At 40.3% G+C, this 17,858-nt stretch carries 15 protein-coding genes and 3 pseudogenes; 7 read left to right on the top strand and 11 right to left on the bottom strand.

What is annotated here, in order from left to right; translation table 11 throughout:
• The 11 genes and pseudogenes from WH214_RS05405 to WH214_RS05355 all read right to left on the bottom strand — a co-directional run.
• A pseudogene (locus WH214_RS05405) lies at positions 1–161 on the bottom strand (MFS transporter); the annotation flags it as partial.
• A 260-nt stretch (positions 162–421) separates the two neighbouring features.
• Positions 422–796, bottom strand: coding sequence for a glycine cleavage system protein GcvH (gene gcvH, locus WH214_RS05400; protein ID WP_339422804.1), 375 nt, complete (start codon positions 794–796; stop codon positions 422–424).
• A gap of 71 nt (positions 797–867) precedes the next feature.
• Positions 868–1,896, bottom strand: coding sequence for a helix-turn-helix domain-containing protein (locus tag WH214_RS05395; protein ID WP_339422803.1), 1,029 nt, complete (start codon positions 1,894–1,896; stop codon positions 868–870).
• A 303-nt stretch (positions 1,897–2,199) separates the two neighbouring features.
• Entirely contained in the window at positions 2,200–4,050 is a 1,851-nt protein-coding gene (locus WH214_RS05390; protein WP_339992992.1) for an ABC transporter ATP-binding protein, read from the bottom strand.
• Between the two features lie 238 nt (positions 4,051–4,288).
• Positions 4,289–4,471: a hypothetical protein gene (locus WH214_RS05385; RefSeq protein WP_010326649.1), complete on the bottom strand. Its 183-nt coding sequence runs from the start codon at positions 4,469–4,471 to the stop codon at positions 4,289–4,291.
• 278 nt (positions 4,472–4,749) lie between these two features.
• Entirely contained in the window at positions 4,750–5,988 is a 1,239-nt protein-coding gene (locus tag WH214_RS05380; protein ID WP_005399510.1) for a mechanosensitive ion channel family protein, read from the bottom strand.
• A 263-nt stretch (positions 5,989–6,251) separates the two neighbouring features.
• Positions 6,252–6,788 (bottom strand): DUF2058 domain-containing protein, encoded by a 537-nt coding sequence (locus tag WH214_RS05375; protein ID WP_184118537.1) that lies wholly within the window; start codon positions 6,786–6,788, stop codon positions 6,252–6,254.
• Between the two features lie 20 nt (positions 6,789–6,808).
• Positions 6,809–7,477, bottom strand: coding sequence for a YoaK family protein (locus WH214_RS05370; RefSeq protein ID WP_339422802.1), 669 nt, complete (start codon positions 7,475–7,477; stop codon positions 6,809–6,811).
• A 39-nt stretch (positions 7,478–7,516) separates the two neighbouring features.
• The gene (gene sstT / locus WH214_RS05365) at positions 7,517–8,710 is read right to left on the bottom strand and encodes a serine/threonine transporter SstT (protein WP_087013031.1); all 1,194 of its coding nucleotides are present in this window, start codon (positions 8,708–8,710) and stop codon (positions 7,517–7,519) included.
• A gap of 233 nt (positions 8,711–8,943) precedes the next feature.
• Positions 8,944–10,677: a SulP family inorganic anion transporter gene (locus WH214_RS05360; protein ID WP_339422801.1), complete on the bottom strand. Its 1,734-nt coding sequence runs from the start codon at positions 10,675–10,677 to the stop codon at positions 8,944–8,946.
• Between the two features lie 100 nt (positions 10,678–10,777).
• Positions 10,778–11,095, bottom strand: a pseudogene (locus tag WH214_RS05355) (ArsR/SmtB family transcription factor).
• A 392-nt stretch (positions 11,096–11,487) separates the two neighbouring features.
• Here WH214_RS05355 and rutD point away from each other — a divergent pair.
• From rutD to WH214_RS05320, 7 genes and pseudogenes are all read left to right on the top strand, one after another.
• Entirely contained in the window at positions 11,488–12,291 is an 804-nt protein-coding gene (gene rutD, locus WH214_RS05350; RefSeq protein ID WP_339422800.1) for a pyrimidine utilization protein D, read from the top strand.
• A gap of 344 nt (positions 12,292–12,635) precedes the next feature.
• Positions 12,636–13,748 carry a pyrimidine utilization protein A gene (gene rutA, locus WH214_RS05345; RefSeq protein WP_062034820.1) on the top strand — a complete coding sequence of 371 codons (1,113 nt, stop codon included), beginning with the start codon at positions 12,636–12,638 and terminating at the stop codon, positions 13,746–13,748.
• Positions 13,745–14,494 (top strand): annotated as a pseudogene (rutB, locus tag WH214_RS05340) (pyrimidine utilization protein B). Before rutA ends, rutB begins: the two are co-directional and overlap by 4 nt.
• Before the next feature lie 30 nt (positions 14,495–14,524).
• On the top strand, positions 14,525–14,908 hold the full coding sequence (gene rutC / locus WH214_RS05335; protein ID WP_339422798.1) for a pyrimidine utilization protein C: 384 nt from the start codon (positions 14,525–14,527) through the stop codon (positions 14,906–14,908).
• 98 nt (positions 14,909–15,006) lie between these two features.
• Complete coding sequence (gene rutF, locus WH214_RS05330) at positions 15,007–15,531, top strand: NADH-dependent FMN reductase RutF (protein WP_339422998.1); 525 nt, start codon at positions 15,007–15,009, stop codon at positions 15,529–15,531.
• A 36-nt stretch (positions 15,532–15,567) separates the two neighbouring features.
• Positions 15,568–16,923, top strand: coding sequence for a pyrimidine utilization transport protein G (gene rutG, locus WH214_RS05325; protein WP_339422797.1), 1,356 nt, complete (start codon positions 15,568–15,570; stop codon positions 16,921–16,923).
• Between the two features lie 45 nt (positions 16,924–16,968).
• Positions 16,969–17,805: an NAD(P)-dependent oxidoreductase gene (locus WH214_RS05320; RefSeq protein ID WP_445206352.1), complete on the top strand. Its 837-nt coding sequence runs from the start codon at positions 16,969–16,971 to the stop codon at positions 17,803–17,805.
• Positions 17,806–17,858: the final 53 nt, after the last annotated feature.

Genomic DNA, 17,858 nt, shown 5'->3' with positions numbered 1-17,858 from the left:
ATAGCTAAGCCTGCTTGTGCAAGACTTCCACCCAAATCATTCAAAATATAGATTGGAAGGATTGAGGTCTGTGCAAAGTAAAAAATGAACAAAAACAGATTGTTCGCTAAGCAAAGAATAAAAGACTTATTCCATAGTGATGATGTATTGAGAGCAGACATGCAGAACCCTTGGCTCGAAGATGAGGCCACAGAACGTAAACTGTTGTTATTATTTTATGCAGAAGCTAGGTTACGGCTGTGAAATTGAAACAATCAAATTATAAGATAATGCACGTGAAAAGTATAATTATAGTGATAAATACAGATATTTAATCGAGATGAATACATAAATATCTAGTTAATTTATCAAAATAAGAGAATTGTTGTAAAAAAATCAGTCCGCAGACTGATTTTTTGAGCCGCAAATATGAATACTAGGCTTATAGACCTGCTTCATAGGCTGTGCTTGAAAGGAGTTGTTCTACATCTGCGATATTGTCTGGTTTGATTTTATAAATCCAACCTTTGCCGTAGGGGTCATCATTGACGAAGTCAGGATCATCTTCCAAATTGGCATTGATTTCTACCACGGTGCCAGAAACCGGTGCATGAATATCAGAAGCCGTTTTTACAGATTCAACCACACCCGCTTGTTCGCCTGCAGTGATTTGCTGACCAACTTCTGGTGTTTCAACATAGACTAAATCGCCTAAGGCATCCTGTGCATGGTCTGAAATACCAGTTACAACAATATCACCTTCAATACGCACCCATTCATGTGTACTCGCATACTTCAATTCTGAAGGATGATTCATGAATAACTCCTTAAAATACAAAAATCATTTTTCGCATGATTTATACATGCTTTTTTATCAAAACAAAAGATCTATAAATACGGATCTTTACGCCAATTACTCGGGCTGCGTCCACTCCAACGCTTAAATGCTCTACTGAAATTTGCCACATCACTATATCCCAGTTCATCCGCGATTTGCTCTAAGCTATAGTCTGTACGTGACAAAAGTGACGTGGCATGACGGTAACGCACTTCATCCACAATGGTTGAAAAAGACGTGCTTTCAGCAGCCAATTGGCGTTTCAGTGTACGATCAGACATGTGCAAGAGGTCTGCTACGTGCTCGATGCTTAAATAGTGTTGTTCTGAGCGCGTTAAAATGTCACGAACTCGCATCGATAATCTGCGGCGTTCGCCCATGGCTGAGAGTTCAGCTTCACATTGATTAATGGCTATTTGGCTTGCAAGTGGGTCAGCATTGACCATTTTAAAGCCTAGATAATACTTATCAAAACTCAAAAGTAAATGTGGTTGATCAAAGCGAACACTATGGTTAGGCAGCTTTGCACGATAGCGATCAAAGCCTTCAGGTTCTGGAAAATCGAAATCAATTTCCCCAGCCAGATTTTCAATGCCAGTGAGCGCTTTACTCATAGAAACAATGCCAAAAATAATACTGATCGCAATATCGGTACGCAACGGTTCTATATCGACATCACAGCGTAATTGTAAAGTCGCTTTTTCGCCAAAGGTGGAAAAGAAAAGCTGCAAAAAAGGCATGCGCAGTTGAATAAAACGGTTAGCAAGTACCAAGGCTTCGCCAATATCATGAGTTGTCATAATGGCATAGCCAATGAAACCATGAATTGAAATACGCATTTGCGTACCTAGATGGTAGCCAAGCGTGGGCTCACCAGTGAGACGGCTGGCCAACTTCACAAGTTCATTGGCGGTATGAACGGGTATGCGGAATTCAGGCTCTGTGAGTTGTTCGCTCGTGAGTTGAAAAGGGGAAAATAGCGTCTCTGCGTTATAGCCCCAACGAGACACAACATCTAACAATAATAAGCCATAAACACCAGGAATTCCTTGATCTTGGCGAAGTGAAACTGTTTTCATGCGCGATCCATTGCATTTTTCTTTCTTTTCTGACTGAAGTTATATTGGCATGAATATTTCAAATTCATGGAGCATATTGTTGGACAATATGTTCCGAGCCTATAGCAATTCAGTATCCTTTACATTTTTGATTTAGTGGAACGATATTATAAATATCATAAATTTCTGAGCAAAAATATAAGACTCTCGATAAAAAACAACGCTTAGCAAATGATGTTAAAAATTAAGTAAAATCTTTTCAAAATCAGCATGCTAAAATCATTGATGATAATGATCTATGCGTGCTGAAAATGGAAAGTAAAATTAGGCTTCTTTCTTTTTAATCGGATGTTGTTCCGTTAAAAATCCACCTGTTTGACGCTGCCAAAGGTGCGCATAGATACCATTTTTTTGAATCAGTTCTTCATGTGTCCCTTGTTCTGCAATACGACCTTCATCAAGCACGATCAAACGATCCATTTGAGCAATGGTTGAAAGACGGTGCGCAATCGCAATCACCGTTTTATCTTGCATTAAGTCATCAAGGCTGGATTGAATCGCAGCTTCAACTTCTGAGTCTAGGGCACTGGTGGCCTCATCTAAAATTAAAATCGGCGCATCTTTTAAGAACACACGAGCAATCGCGATACGCTGACGTTGACCACCTGAAAGTTTCACCCCACGTTCACCGACATAGGCCTCATAACCTGATTTACCACGTAAGTCAGTCAACTGAGGAATAAACTCTTCGGCTTTGGCTTTACGTACAGCAGCATACATTTCTTCATCACTGGCATTTGGACGGCCATATTTAATATTTTCTGCAACACTGCGGTGTAGCAGGGAGGTGTCTTGAGTCACTAAGGCAATATTACGACGTAAACTGTCTTGGGTGACATCTTCGATATTCTGTCCATCAATTAAAATTTCACCTTGTTTCAATTGATAAAAATGCAGCAATAGTTGAATTAGTGTTGATTTCCCTGCACCAGAGCGACCCACGATCCCAATTTTTTCACCGGCTCGAATACGGAGGTTTAAATTGTCGATGACATTTTTACTGTTGTAGGCAAAAGTTACGTCTTTAAATTCAATCACGCCTTGTTTAACCTCAAGGTCTTTGGCATCAGGTTTGTCTTGAATCGTGATCGAACGACCGAGGGTTTTCATGCCGTCTTGAATGGTGCCGACACTTTCAAAAAGTGCTGAGGTTTGCCACATGATAAATTCAGCAATACTGCTCAGTTTTAAAATCATAGCCGTTGCAGCAGCAATAACACCGAGTTCAACTCGCCCATTCATCCATAACCAAACTGCAGTGCCCAATACACCCACGTAAAGCACTATGTTTAAAAACAGGATGCTGATTTCATATTTAGCGCCTAAACGCATTTGTTTATAAACGGTGACCATGAACTCTTGCATCGAGGCTTTGGCATATAAGCTTTCACGTCCTGCATGGGCAAAAAGCTTCACTGTTTGAATATTGGTATAGGCATCGGTCACACGGCCAGTCATCACAGCTCGGGCATCAGCCTGTTCATTTGAAACTTTGCTCAAACGTGGAATGAAGTAATAAGCTGCACAGATAAACAACGCCAACCAGACCAGTAAAGGCAATATGAGGAGCGGGGAAATAGCAGCAAGCACCAGATTGACCGTGACAAAATAAATCAGCACATAAGCCAACATGTCACCCAAAATAACCCAGAACTCACGAATTGCTAGTGCAGTTTGCATGACTTTTGCGGAGAGGCGTCCTGCAAAGTCATTGTTAAAAAAGTCGAGACTTTGCTTCAGCATTAAATTATGAAAGCGCCAGCGCAGACGCATCGGAAAAGTGCTAAATAGTATTTGGTGTTTAATAATCGACTGTAAACTGGCAAATAAAATATTGGCCAATAAAATACAGAATAGAAGGACTAAGTTTGAACCATGTTCTGCTAAAAATGTTTCTGGCTGGCTTTTACTGAGCCAGTTTACTAAGTCACCAATTTTGGCATAAAACAATGCTTCAAAGCTGGCAGCACCAGCCGTGAATAAAATCAAAATCAGCAAATAGCCACGTACACCTTTAGCGGCCTGCCATACAAACGGAAAGAACGTGGTCGGTAAAGGTTGGTTTAAACCTTCTTCTGGATAGGGATCAACACGTTTTTCAAACCATTTGAACATGAATAAAACCTTCTAAAAATAAGCCATTTATGAGGTAATGACTTGTTTTATAAATAAGTAGAATTTGAAAATTTTAGCATGAAAAGACCTCAGTGGTCTGTGTAAATTGCGAGAGACTAAACGATGTTGTAGCAGTATTGATAGCAAGAAATGTAGATGAATAGATATAAAAGTCTGATATAGAGAAGAGTGATAAAAGGGAACCCAACCAAATGAATCCCCTAAGATGCTTAAAGCATTAGTTTGCTTGAGCTTCTGATGTCGCAACCGCATCAGATGCAGCAGCTTCTGAAGCAGGTGCTGCATTTTCAGTTGCAACAGCAGCTTGAGTGGTTTCTACAACTTGAGTTTCTGCTGCAAAAGAAGATGTCGCTGCTACAGCTAAAAGGGCAGCACATAAAGATTTATTTAAAGTATTCATTTTAGAAAGTCTTACAAAGTGAAAAGGAGTGGCTAATTTAATGAAGAGAAAAGGTTGGTATTGTGATATTGCGGTATATTTCATGTAAATTATCACATATTTAACTTACATAATACACAACGTAAATAACACAGTTGTTGAAAAACTAATGTTATGTATTTTTATAATTTTTATTCTAGAGTTGGTAATTTAGAACGTATATTAAAATGCCTATTCTGCGTTTTTAAGACCTTAGTATGCTAAAACTAGAATGGTTTTAGCATACCAAAGTGAAAAAATTACGGGTTTGACATTGCGATTTGCATGTCATATCCCGATGGTGCTTGGTAAACTTTGAGACCAAATTCGGGAAGAATGGCAATTAAATGATCGAAAATATCCGACTGAATCGCTTCATAATCTTTCCATGCAATTTGATTGCTAAATGCATAAATTTCCAGTGGCAAGCCTTTTTCAGTCGGTTGTAGCTGACGTACGATTAAAGACTGATGTTTTGAAATGTTTGGATGCTGATTGAGGTACAACTCAACATACGCACGAAAGGTACCTATATTGGTTAAACGTCGCTGATTGCAGGGAGATGTATTGCTCAGTTTTTGATTAAACTCAACCAGCTCTGTACTTTTGTGATCCAGATATTGGTCTAATAATAAGAACTCTTTAAGTTTGCTTTGTTCTGCTTCAGACATAAAGTGAACGCTACTTTGATCAATATAAAGTGAGCGTTTGATACGACGTACGCCTGCCTGTGACATACCACGCCAGTTTTTAAAAGTATCAGTGACCAATTTGTTGGTTGGAATTGTGGTAAAGGTTTTATCAAAGTTCTGTACGGTGATGGTATGTAATGACATATCAATGACATCACCGTCTGCATTCAGGGATGGCATTTCAATCCAATCTCCAATACGGACCATGTCATAGGATGAAATCTGAACAGAGGCCACCAAAGACAAAATGGTGTTTTGGAAGACCAACATCAGCACTGCCGCCATAGCACCGAAGCCCGCCAGCAAGGTGAAGACATCTTTTTTCAGGAAAGTCCCTAAGATCATCAAACCACAAACGATGAAAATAATCAGTTTGATTAGCTGTAAATAGCCTTTGATGGGTTTATTTCTAGACTTCGGATTGCGTTGATAAACCAAATTGAAGATATTCAGTAATTCACCAATCGCGAGCGCAATGGTTAAGAAAATAAAGGCTTGTGCCGCCATTTGGACAAAGCTCACCATTTTTGCAGACAGGTGAGGAACGGTGACGATACCATTCATAATGACGATTGCTGGGACAATGTTCGCAATTCGACGAATCACGCTATGCTGCGACATGATGTCGTGATTGGCAAATTTTAGCTTAGTGATGAGATGCCGAATACCACGAACGACAACATGCTTGGCAATAATATACGCCAGTATAGCCACTAGAATGAGTATGCAGAATCCTGTCAGCATTTCGATCCAAGGATACTGATCTGACCAGTCTTTTAAACTCTGTATGAAATGAAAATTATCCAAAATGCGATCTTCTTTTGATTAAAACACTGTAAATAGTGTAATCAGCTATGTGAATTAAGCAAATTGTGTCACTAAGTTTATACATGTTATCAACGACTTGTTTATTTACTCTCTTAGATTCGGCTTTTAAGTCGTGATTTGGATGTCGTGAAATATAACTCGTTGATGGGCAGGATATGTCAGGTCAGTGGAATGGTAACTCTAGTTTTATAATGAACTAGGAAAAAAGAAGCTTCCAATAAAGAAGCTTCTGATGGTTCAAATTACCACATTAGATCATCAGGGATCACGTACGCAGCGTATGGATCTTCCTCATCGGTGACTGCTTCATTTTTCTCTGAGGTATTTACGATAATAAAGCCTTCAAGTTTGGCATTAATACGATCAGCTAAGGCTTTAGGTAAGAAGGCATAACTTTCATTATCGCGTGCAATCACGAGGCTACCAGCAACCAAGGCATTATAAATTTGTTGATTGATATATTGTTTTTTGATTTTGCCATCGTCAATAAACTGATAGGCCACGTCACCATCGGTATCACGGATTTTATGCTGCGTGATCATTTGAATGATCGTCGCTTTGAGCTCTTTTTCTTGCAATATCGCTTTCTTCTCAAGTTCGATGGCTTGATCTTTGGCCTGTTTTTGCTGTTTGTCTTGTGCAATTTTTGCCTTGATCTCAGCTTCACTGCTTTGACCTGTTCTTTGCTCATGCACTGCTTGTTTAGAAAGTTTTTTGGCCTTTTTGTTGTCAACTAAACCGGCTTTGAGTAACTGAGCCTGTAATGCATTTTTTACCATAGCGAATTCCACAACTGCGTTTAAAAACGACGATAACGAAAGTAAATGATCCAATATACAACACTAAGGATCAAGCTTAATGCTGTTGGAACTAAAAAAGAATTGAGTTTTAAATAGGGATACATCCAACTTGCACAGAGTCCGCCGATCAAAAAGCCACTTAAAATCAAAAGATGTAAAACTACACGTCGACGCTCAACCACGAGTCCGCGCACACGATAACCAAGCGCTAAGCCGAGGTCGGTAAGAACACCCGATAAATGTGTAGTGCGAATGATGGTGCCTTTATAATGGCTCACCATGGCATTTTGCACACCCATTGCGACGCAGGCCCAGAGTAAAGCATAGCGCGGAAAATAAGGCAGAAAGAACCAACATAGGAAAATAAAAAAAGCCACTAAACTGAGTGGTACGCCATAGCGGCGTCCCAATCGAAAGTGACTATTTCCCAGAATTACACCGCTATAAAATGAACCGATGAGATAGCAGAGCGTTACTAATAGCAAATATAAAATGCTTTCGGGTTGCCAGTGTACAAGCGACATCGCTAAAACACTTACATTACCAGTCATATGGGAAACAGACTGGTGTAAAACAGTCACCAGTCCTAAGACATTAATCATTCCTGCATTAACTGCAAGAAAGAATGCCCCCAGTTGAATCCAAAGTGGTAAGTGTTGAAATGGCATAACTTCAAAAAAGAAATAATATACTGATTCTACAATATATTATTTTGAAGCACGGTCAACTGCTGCAGTAAATAATACGTCAGTTGATGAGTTCAATGCGGTTTCAGTAGAGTCTTGTAGTACGCTAATCACCATACCAATTGCAACCACTTGCATTGAAATATCAGATGAAATACCAAATAGGCCACATGCCACAGGAATCAAAAGTAGAGAACCACCGGCAACACCTGAAGCACCACAAGCTGAAACTGTTGCAAGCACAGATAAAATCATCATGGTGGTAAAGTCAACATTAAGACCTAGCGTATTGACTGCTGCCAGTGTAAGCACAGTAATAGTCACTGAGGCACCTGCCATGTTAATGGTCGCACCGAGTGGAATGGCTACACTCGCTGTAGATTCAGCCACGCCCAAACGTTTTGCAAGATCTAAGTTCACAGGAATGTTCGCAGCAGAACTACGTGTGAAGAAAGCAGTGATACCACTTTCACGTAAACATTGAAATACCAATGGATACGGATTGCTACGTGTTACCACAGCAACCATAAGCGGGTTGATGACTAAGGCAACGAAAGCCATTGTGCCGAGTAAGACCGCCAATAAATGTGCATAGCTTGCTAATGTGCTTAAACCTGTTTCTGCAAAGGTTACTGCTACTAGCCCGAAAATACCAATAGGCGCAAAGTTAATCACCAAACGAATCACGCTATTTACTGCGTGTGCAGTATCATTGAGTAAGTCTTTGGTTGAGTCTTTGGCATGGCGGAATGCAGCACCCAAGGCCACAGCCCACGCTAAAATACCAATGAAGTTTGCTTCACTAATGGCAGTTACAGGGTTAGCAATAAAGCTCAGCAGTAGGTTCTTAAAGATTTCAATCAAGCTACTTGGCGGTTGTAAGTCAGTATTTGCAGGTAAGTTTAAGAACAAAGTACTTGGGAAAGCGATGCTGACTGCAACTGCTGCAAAAGCCGCTAGTAACATACCCACAGCATACATGATGATGATAGGACGCAGATTCGCACTATGACCCACTTTAAAGTTTGCAATAGAAGCAAGAACCAAGACAAATACAAGTACAGGCGCGACAGATTTTAACGCTTTAATAAATAAGTCGCCTAGCAGGCTCAAATAAGGAGCAACGCCCGGGAAAACGAGGGCTACACCAATACCCAAAATAATGGCAATAATAATTCGAGTAACTAGACTCATTCGCGCTAAAACAGAAAACATAGAGGCGCCTTGTTGAAATTACGAGGACAAAATACGGATTTTAAGTGCGCCATTTTATACCTAATTTGCTAACTGACTGAAAAATATTTAAATATAAAAATTAAGTTATTGTAATTCCAGTTTTTATTATTCATTTTAATTCATAAAAATGACATATTTAATGGATTTTTATCATAAATGCCTGCTTGATATTTCTCACTATATTGAAAAAGTACAAGTAGGCATTCGGTCTCTTATGAAGTTTTAAGCAGCTGAGGTGAAAGCGTCTGAATGGCTTGATAGTGAGTTAAAAAGACATTCCCACTCAAATGTTTCAATAGTTTTGAGCTTTGTAGTCGATCCATCACAGGGCCTTTAACTTCGGACAAATGCAGCTGAATGTTTTGCTTGGCCAATTCTAGATTAATATCTTCCAGCATTTCTAAAGCACTCAAGTCGATACTGCTCACACTGGAGCAATTAATCACCACATGAGCTAACTCAGGTTGTTGGCTCACGGCATTGATCAGCTCGCCTTTCAATATATTGGCATTTAAGAAGGTTAGGCTTTCATCTATACGCATAGACAATACTTGTGCCGTTGTTTGAACTTGATGGCGTTCAACATTGCGAAAATGTTGCGTCCCCTCGACCAAGCCAATCACAGCAATATGTGGCCGGCTAATCCGCCAAAGCAACAAAATAAAGGTCGAAACCATGCCAATGATCAGGCCAGTTGAAATATCGATACAGACAACACCAAAAAAGGTAATCCACATCGCGATACCATCTGCTTTGGAATACTTCCATGCTTCGATGAAGGGTTTAAAGTCCACAAGTTTCCATATGGAGACGATAATCGTTGCAGCCAAAATAGCTAAAGGAAGGTCCTGAAAGAAACCTGTAAAATATAAGCTCACTACAATAATCAACAGCGAAGAGAGCACACCAGCCATAGGGGTCTGAGCGCCTGCATCTGCATTAACGACAGTACGAGAAAGGCTGCCTGTTACAGGAAAGGCCGAACTGAAACCTGCACTGATATTGGCTAACCCCAAAGCGATAAGTTCTTGGTTGCTGTTGAGTTGACTTCGGTTTTGTAAAGCCGTGGCTTGAGCAATGGAAAGTGATTCAACAAAACTGATCATCGCGATCATGGTTGCACCTGGCAAAAGTTGCAGAACTAAAGTCCAGTTCCAATACGGCATATCGAGTGGAGGCATACCAGATGGAATGATTCCGACGGTTTTGATTCCAAGCGTTTGTAGTTGGAAAAAATAGACCAAGGCAATCGAGGCAACCACTAAAAATAAAGGAATAGTACGCGAAAGTAATACGGTCGATCCGAACCAACCTTTTAAGGCATTAGTATTCAGCAGCTTTGGTACATAAATTAAAAATGCGATTGCACACAGTCCAAACAGCAGCGTACCTATGTGAGTTAAACTGATGTATTGCCAAACACTAACCACAAACTCGGGAATGTTATTAGCTTTTAAAGGCAGATCGACAATAAACTTCAACTGACCCAACGCAATCAGCAAAGCAGATGCAATAATGAAACTTTGGATGACGGGGTGGCTAATCAGTTGGATGAGGAAACCAAAGCGAAATAAACCCAACAGCAGGGAAATGATACCGACCATTAGGGCTAATAAACATGCCGCTTGTATATAAACTGGTGAACCAACTTCAAACATCGAGTTCAAAGTCGCAAAGGTCATCATCGAAATGATGGCAACAGGACCAATAGAAAGCGTCGGACTGCCACCAACGATGGCATAAATAATCATTGGGATAATGCTGGCATAGAGCCCAGTGATTGGCGGTAAGCCTGCCAACATGGCATAGGCCATGCCTTGAGGAACCAACATGGCAATGACGATAAAAGATGCAAGTAAATCTGACTTAAACGTAGGCGTGTCATAGTGCTTAAGCCATTGCCATGCGGGTAGATAATGGCTTAGACGACGATTCCAATCAGACATAAAAAAATCTAAATCACAAATTTAGATATATTATGCATAAAAAATGCTAAGAAGTCTTAGCATTCGTTTTCATAGCACAGAAAATATAGCAGTGATTGGTTTAGAGACGTGGTTTTGGGCAGTACAAGCTATACAAAGTATTTAAAACCTCAATCATGCGTTCATCTTTAATGGAGTAATAAATTTGTTTACCATCACGGCGCGTATTTACCACATCACTTTTACGTAGCATCATTAATTGTTGAGAAAGAGTCGGCTGTTTGATGTCGGTAATTTATTCAATTTTAGAAACATTAAGTTCTTGTTGCGACAAATGACACAAAATTAATAAACGATCAGTATTGGCTAGAGATTTTAAAATACTCACAACAACTTCCGCAGAGTCGCGCATAGACGTTATTTCAAGTCCTGTGTTCATTTAAAACCTACTCATAAAACAAAACAACTGTGCGCTTAGTATAAAACCAAGCCGTTCATAATGCTGTCTTTTCAAGTCCAATATGCATGGCTTTTAGTGAAATAAAATATTAGCTAAAGTTATATATACTTAATATTTACATCAAAATTAGTTATTCAAAATATTACTTAAGTTCTCGATATTTATATAATTTAAGCCGATTTTTTAAATCAAACTCTCATTCTTTATGATTATTTATAATAAGCTTTGAATATTTTATCATATAGAGAGCATTAAAATCATAATTACAGAGCTTTTTAAAAAATATCATTATAAATTTAAAAAATACAAACATTTATTAAAAGGCATAATTATTGCTAGATAATATTTTTGACCAAAAAGTAAACTTTGAGATGAATGTACAAATTTTTCCATCCCATTTAGAAGATGCTGATTATGTAGTTTTGTCGTCGGGTTTAGGTGGACATGCGCAGTTTTGGCAGCAACAAATTCAAGACCTACAAACCAAATTTCATGTCCTAACTTACGATCAAGAAGGTTGCCATGAAAACAGTACATTATTAAAACCAGATTATTGCATACGCGATTTGGGGCAGCAGCTTTTTCTGATTTTAAAGCAACAACATATTCAACGGTTTCATTTTATCGGTCATGCACTGGGTGGTTTTATTGGTGCGGAGTTAGCCTACTTGTGCCAATCGACCGAGTATCAGGTGTTGTCAATCACGATTTTAAATGGTTGGGACACGTTAGATGCGCATACCTATAAATGCTTTGAAACCCGAATTAACCTTTTAACATGTGCTGGCACAGAGGCTTATGTCAAAGCACAGGCCTTGTTTTTATATCCGCCAGCTTGGATTTCAGCAAATATAGAAAGTATTCAAAAGCAAGAACAGTTGCAAATTCAAAACTTTCCACCGCATGAAAATGTATTGCGACGGCTAAGTGCATTAATGAACTTTCAACTGAACGAGGAGATAAAAAAGGCTTTGCAAAACATACCGATGCATTTGATTGCGAACCAAGATGATTTCCTTGTGCCTTACGAACGCTCACAAAACCTAAAACGGTTGTTTCCGCATGCACAGTTGACTCTTTTAAAGCAGGGCGCTCATGCAGCGACTGTAACCGAAACAGTCGTGATGAATAAGGAAATGTTGGCTTTTTTAACAGTGCTGGAAAGTTTAGTTTAGATTATCGATTGTTTAATTTGGCTTTATAAATTGAAGGTGTATAGGTTTTGAAATCTATACACCTTTTTTATTTAGGCTAAAAATATAACAACTCTAGTTTGGATCATTTACCGCACAATCATTGATCACTCCTCACAGAGATAGTGCATAAAATAAAAACCAATTTTACTTTTTGGTAAAAAAATAAATTAAGTAAAAATATTTAATATATTGAAAAATAATAATAAATAATATTTGGCATGGCTTGTGCAAATAAATTTTTATCAAACTAAAGATCAAAAGTCTTGCTGTATTTAGCCTTTGATGTTCTGCAAATAATGAAATAAGTGTAGAGGATGAACGAGATGAAAATAGGTGTATTTTGTCCAATTGGAAATAATGGCTGGCTGCTTTCGGAAACCGCGCCACAGTACATGCCTTCATTTGAACTAAACAAAAAAATTGTTCAACGTGCTGAGCATTATGGTTTTGACTTTGCTTTGTCGATGATCAAACTGCGTGGCTTTGGCGGGAAAACAGAGTTTTGGGATCATAACCTAGAAACATTTACCTTGATGGCTGGGCTCGCTGCGGTGACCAGTAAAATCCAAATCTATGCAACAGCTGCGACGTTGGTGATGCCGCCTGCAATTGTGGCACGAATGGCGTCAACCATTGATTCCATTTCAAATGGTCGTTTTGGTTTAAATGTCGTGACAGGCTGGCAAGCACCCGAATATACGCAAATGGGGATGTGGCCAGGAGATGAATATTTTGCACAGCGCTATGAATATCTTTCTGAATATGTAGAAATTTTGCGTGAACTCTGGGCGACAGGTCGTTCAGATTTTAAAGGAGAGCATTTTACTATGCAGGACTGCCGTGTGAGTCCACGTCCGCAAGCAGACATGAAAATTATTTGTGCGGGTCAGTCTGATACAGGGCTTGAGTTTTCTGCCAAATATGCCGATTACAACTTTGTTTTCGGTAAAGGGCTGAATACACCGACAGCCTATGCAGAAATCAATGAGCGCTTAAAACAGCAAACCGATAAAACAGGGCGTGATGTACAAACCTATGTGCTGTTTATGGTGATTGCTGCAGAAACAGATGAAGAGGCGCATGCGAAATGGCAAACATATAACGCTGGTGCGGATATGGAGGCGATTAATTGGCTGATGAACCAAGGTGGTAAAGATACCAAATCTGGAACAGATACCAATATTCGCCAAATGGCATCTTCGGTTTCGCCTGTGAATATCAATATGGGAACTTTAGTCGGTTCTTTTGAACATGTTGCACACATGTTAGATGAAATTGGTGAAATTCAGGGGACTGAAGGTATTTTGCTTACCTTTGATGATTTTGTACAAGGGGTCGAAGACTTTGGTCAGCGTATACAACCTTTGATGAAATGCCGTGAACATATCGTGGTTGAAGCGGATGCACCACGCGTTGTTTTGGAGAAAAGCGCATGAATGAATCTATAGTCTGTGCAGAATTTACAAAACAAAGTCTGCACATAAAAACATTAAAAGCAGAACCTGAACATATTGCTTTAGCACCTGAACACACTGCATTGATTGTGATTGATATGCAAAATGCCTATACCTCAGAAGGTGGTTATTTGGACTTGGCTGGGTTTGATGTATCTAAAACCAAACCTGTGGTTGAAAACATTCAAAAAACCATTACTGCTGCACATGCAGCTGGCATTCAGGTGATTTACTTTAAAAATGGTTGGGATGACCAGTACCGTGAAGCAGGAGGGATTGATTCACCAAACTTCCATAAGTCGAATGCTTTAAAAACCATGCGCAAAAATCCAGAGCTGCAGGGAAAACTACTGGCAAAAGGTGGTTGGGATTTTGAGTTGATTGATGCACTCAAGCCTGAACCACAAGATTTAGTCATAGAAAAGCCTCGCTATAGTGGATTCTTTAATACTGCATTGGACAGTATGTTGCGGGTGCGTGGAATCCGAAATTTAGTTTTTGTCGGTATTGCGACCAATGTCTGAGTCGAGTCTACTTTAAGGGATGGTTTTTTCTTGGAGTATTTTGGGGTCGCTCTTAAGGATGCGTGCTATCAAGCTGGGCCTATCGAGGCGCAAGAAGCAAGTCTCTATAACATCAAAACCTTTTTTGGTTGGGTGTCTGATACACAAAGTTTTGTGAACACCTTTGAAACCTCAAGCAGTCAAACACTGGTAAAAACAGCATAAGTCATACATACGAAAGATAGAGGAAACCTCATGTCTAAAGAAATTATTGTGCCTGAAGGCACAGCGAAACCACTTGCACCATTTGTACCTGCAACTAAGGCTGACAATATCGTCTATGTATCAGGCACCTTGGCCTTTGATGAATACAACAACGTTGTTCACGTTGGTGATGCAGCAGCACAGACTCGACATATTTTAGAAACCATTAAACGAGTCCTTGCAACCGCAGGAGGCACAATGGATGACGTCACTTTTAATCATGTTTTTGTGAAAGATTGGGCCGATTATGGCGCGATTAATGCTGTATATGCCGAGTATTTTCCAAACGATAAACCTGCACGCTATTGCGTACAGACTGGACTGGTCAAGCCAGAGGCTTTGGTTGAAATCGCTTCGGTTGCACATGTGGCTTAAGTGGAATAATCAAATTTTAATGCCCTGATATACGATTTTTTTAGGGCATGGAGAATACGATGAATGCAAAACTGATGAATCAAGATCAAGTTGAAACCATGCTGAATCATAAAGCACCAGAGGCAATGGGTGAGTCGATGCTGGATCAACACACGTTTCGTCAAGGTATGGCGAATCTGGGGGCTGCGGTCAATGTAATTACAACAGACGGTGGTGCGGGCCAGGCAGGCTTTACTGCATCGGCAGTATGTAGTGTGACCGATACACCGCCGACATTGTTGGTGTGTTTAAACCGCTCAGCCTCTGTGTTTGAGACATTTAAAACCAATCAAGTGTTATGTGTAAACACGTTGTCGAGTCAGCAACAACATTTATCTAATCTGTTTGGGGGTAAAACGCCAATGCCTGAGCGTTTTGCTCAGGGCACATGGTCCACACTTTTGACCAATGCACCTGTATTGGAGGATGCCTTGGTGAGCTTTGATTGTGAAGTGGTACAGACTATGTCCGTAGGCAGTCATGATGTGCTGTTTTGCCAAGTCAAAGCCATGAAGCAAAGTTATGGACTAAATGCGCTGATGTATTTTAACCGTGGTTACTGTGAGCCATTACCAATGTGCTAATTCAAAAATTCCTACTTTTACAAGGAGGGGAAACCCATGCAAACAAAAGAATCGTGGTTTCCAAAATTTAAGCCTTATCAAGGCGATTTAGATACAACGCCTGTGCAAACAGATGAATATTTACCCGCAGGCAAAAGCATTATTTTGGGGTTACAACATGCTTTTGCCATGTTCGGTGCAACCGTACTTGCCCCATTGCTGATGGGCTTTGATCCGAATCTAACGATCTTCATTACAGGCATTGGTACGATACTCTTCTTCCTCATGACTGGTGGACGTATGCCAAGTTATTTGGGGTCCAGCTTTGCCTTCATTGGAGCAGTGGTCGCAGTTACGGGTTATACAGGTGTTGGAGCAAACCCAAATCTTTCTTTAGCACTGGGTGGAACCATTGCGTGTGGAGTGTTGTATGCGTTAATTGGCTTAATTGTGATACGCACTGGTACGGCATGGATTGAAAAGTTGATGCCACCTATTGTGACAGGCGCCATCGTGATGATTATTGGTCTACACCTTGCACCTGTTGCGATCAAAAGTGTGTCAGCCAATCAGTTTGACTCTTGGATGGCGTTAATCACGATTATTTGTATTAGTGTCATTGCGGTATTTACCAAAGGTATGGTGCGCCGTTTACTGCTACTTTTAGGCTTAGTTGCATCCTATTTTATTTACTTCTTACTCACCAATGTCATGGGTTTTGGCACTGCAATTGACTTTGCAAAAGTTGGTCAAGCAGCATGGTTTGGTTTGCCAACTTTCCACAGCCCAACCTTTGATGTAAACGCCATGATGTTGATTGCACCCGTTGCGATTATTTTGGTGGCTGAAAACTTAGGACATTTCAAAGCTGTGTCGGCGATGACGGGGAAAAATTTGTCTCCTTATATGGGACGCGGTTTCTTTGCAGATGGGGTATGTACCACACTGTCTGCTTCAGTTGGGGGCACAGGGATGACCACCTATGCTGAAAACATTGGGGTGATGGCAGTCACTAAAGTTTATTCAACCACAATCTTTGTTTTTGCAGGTGTATTTGCGATCTTACTGGGACTTTCTCCTAAGTTTGGCGCAGTGATTAGTACAATTCCCGTTGCACTCTTGGGTGGTGCATCCATTGTGGTTTTTGGTTTGATTACCGTTGCTGGCGCAAAAATTTGGGTCGATAACAAAATTGATTTCACCAAGAACAGTACTTTAATGATTGGTGCAGTGTGTCTGATTATGGGAACTGGTAATTACAGCTTACAAATTGGTAGTTTTGACCTAGGTGGTATTGGCACTGCAACACTAGCAGCCATTCTGCTTAATCTTTTCTTGAACCGAGGCAGTGAGAAAGAGCCAGTCGTAGAAAAGTCGGACGATCAAATCAATAGCACTATTGCACACAGTTAGGAGTACGTTTTGAGTCTGAATATTGCATTTATAGGACTTGGGGCAATGGGTTGGCACATGGCCTCCCATTTGCCAAAACTGGGTCATAATGTTTGGGTGTGGAATCGCACAGCGGAAAAAGCGTCTTCACATGCGCAAACCTTCTGTACTTTGCAGGTTGAACTTCAACAAGCGATGCAAGCCGATGTGATATTTTCATGCTTACCGACCAGTGCAGATGTTGAAGCTTTAATGGCGTTACATCCACCCAAATTTGGAAGTTTATGGGTGGATTGTACCAGTGGAGTGCCTGAGTCTGCGCAGCGAATTTCCACTGATTTGGCAGCACGTGGAGTAACTTACTTAGATGCACCTGTTTCGGGTCAAACCGTTGGTGCTGAACGCGGTACTTTGACGGTTATGGTGGGTGGTAATATCGCTGGATTTGAAAGGGCAAAACCTATTATTCAGGCATTTGCAGGGCTAATTGAATACGTTGGGGAAAGTGGTGCAGGCTTTGCGGTTAAGGCGGTGAACAATACGCTCATGGCAACGCATTTATGGGCACTGTCTGAAGGTTTGTCTATTTTGAAGAATCGAGGCGTTGACTTGGCTGGAGCATTGAGTTGTATTAATCACTCCAGTGGTAAAAGTACCATGTCTGAAACGGTGATGGCGCAAAAAGTTTTGAGTCGAACTTTTCAAAAAACTTTTGCTTTAAACCTGTTGCAAAAAGACATTGGTATTGCGGTAGATCTGGCCGAAGAAGGACAGATGAAAACACCTATTTTTCAAATGGCACAAGAACTGTTCTTAAAAACAGATAGAGAACAGGCTGCACAAGTAGACTTTAGCGCGGCCATTACACAGTTAGAAAAGTGGAATAGTGTAAGGCTCGTTTAAGCTGGTCGCTTGGGGAAAAAGCATGGGAAAACTCATGCTTTTTCTGTTTAAGT

Origin of the sequence: Acinetobacter sp. MYb191 (assembly GCF_037572605.1) — a bacterium.
Taxonomy (GTDB): Bacteria; Pseudomonadota; Gammaproteobacteria; order Pseudomonadales; family Moraxellaceae; genus Acinetobacter; species Acinetobacter johnsonii.
This window is presented reverse-complemented; position numbering and strand designations above follow the sequence as displayed.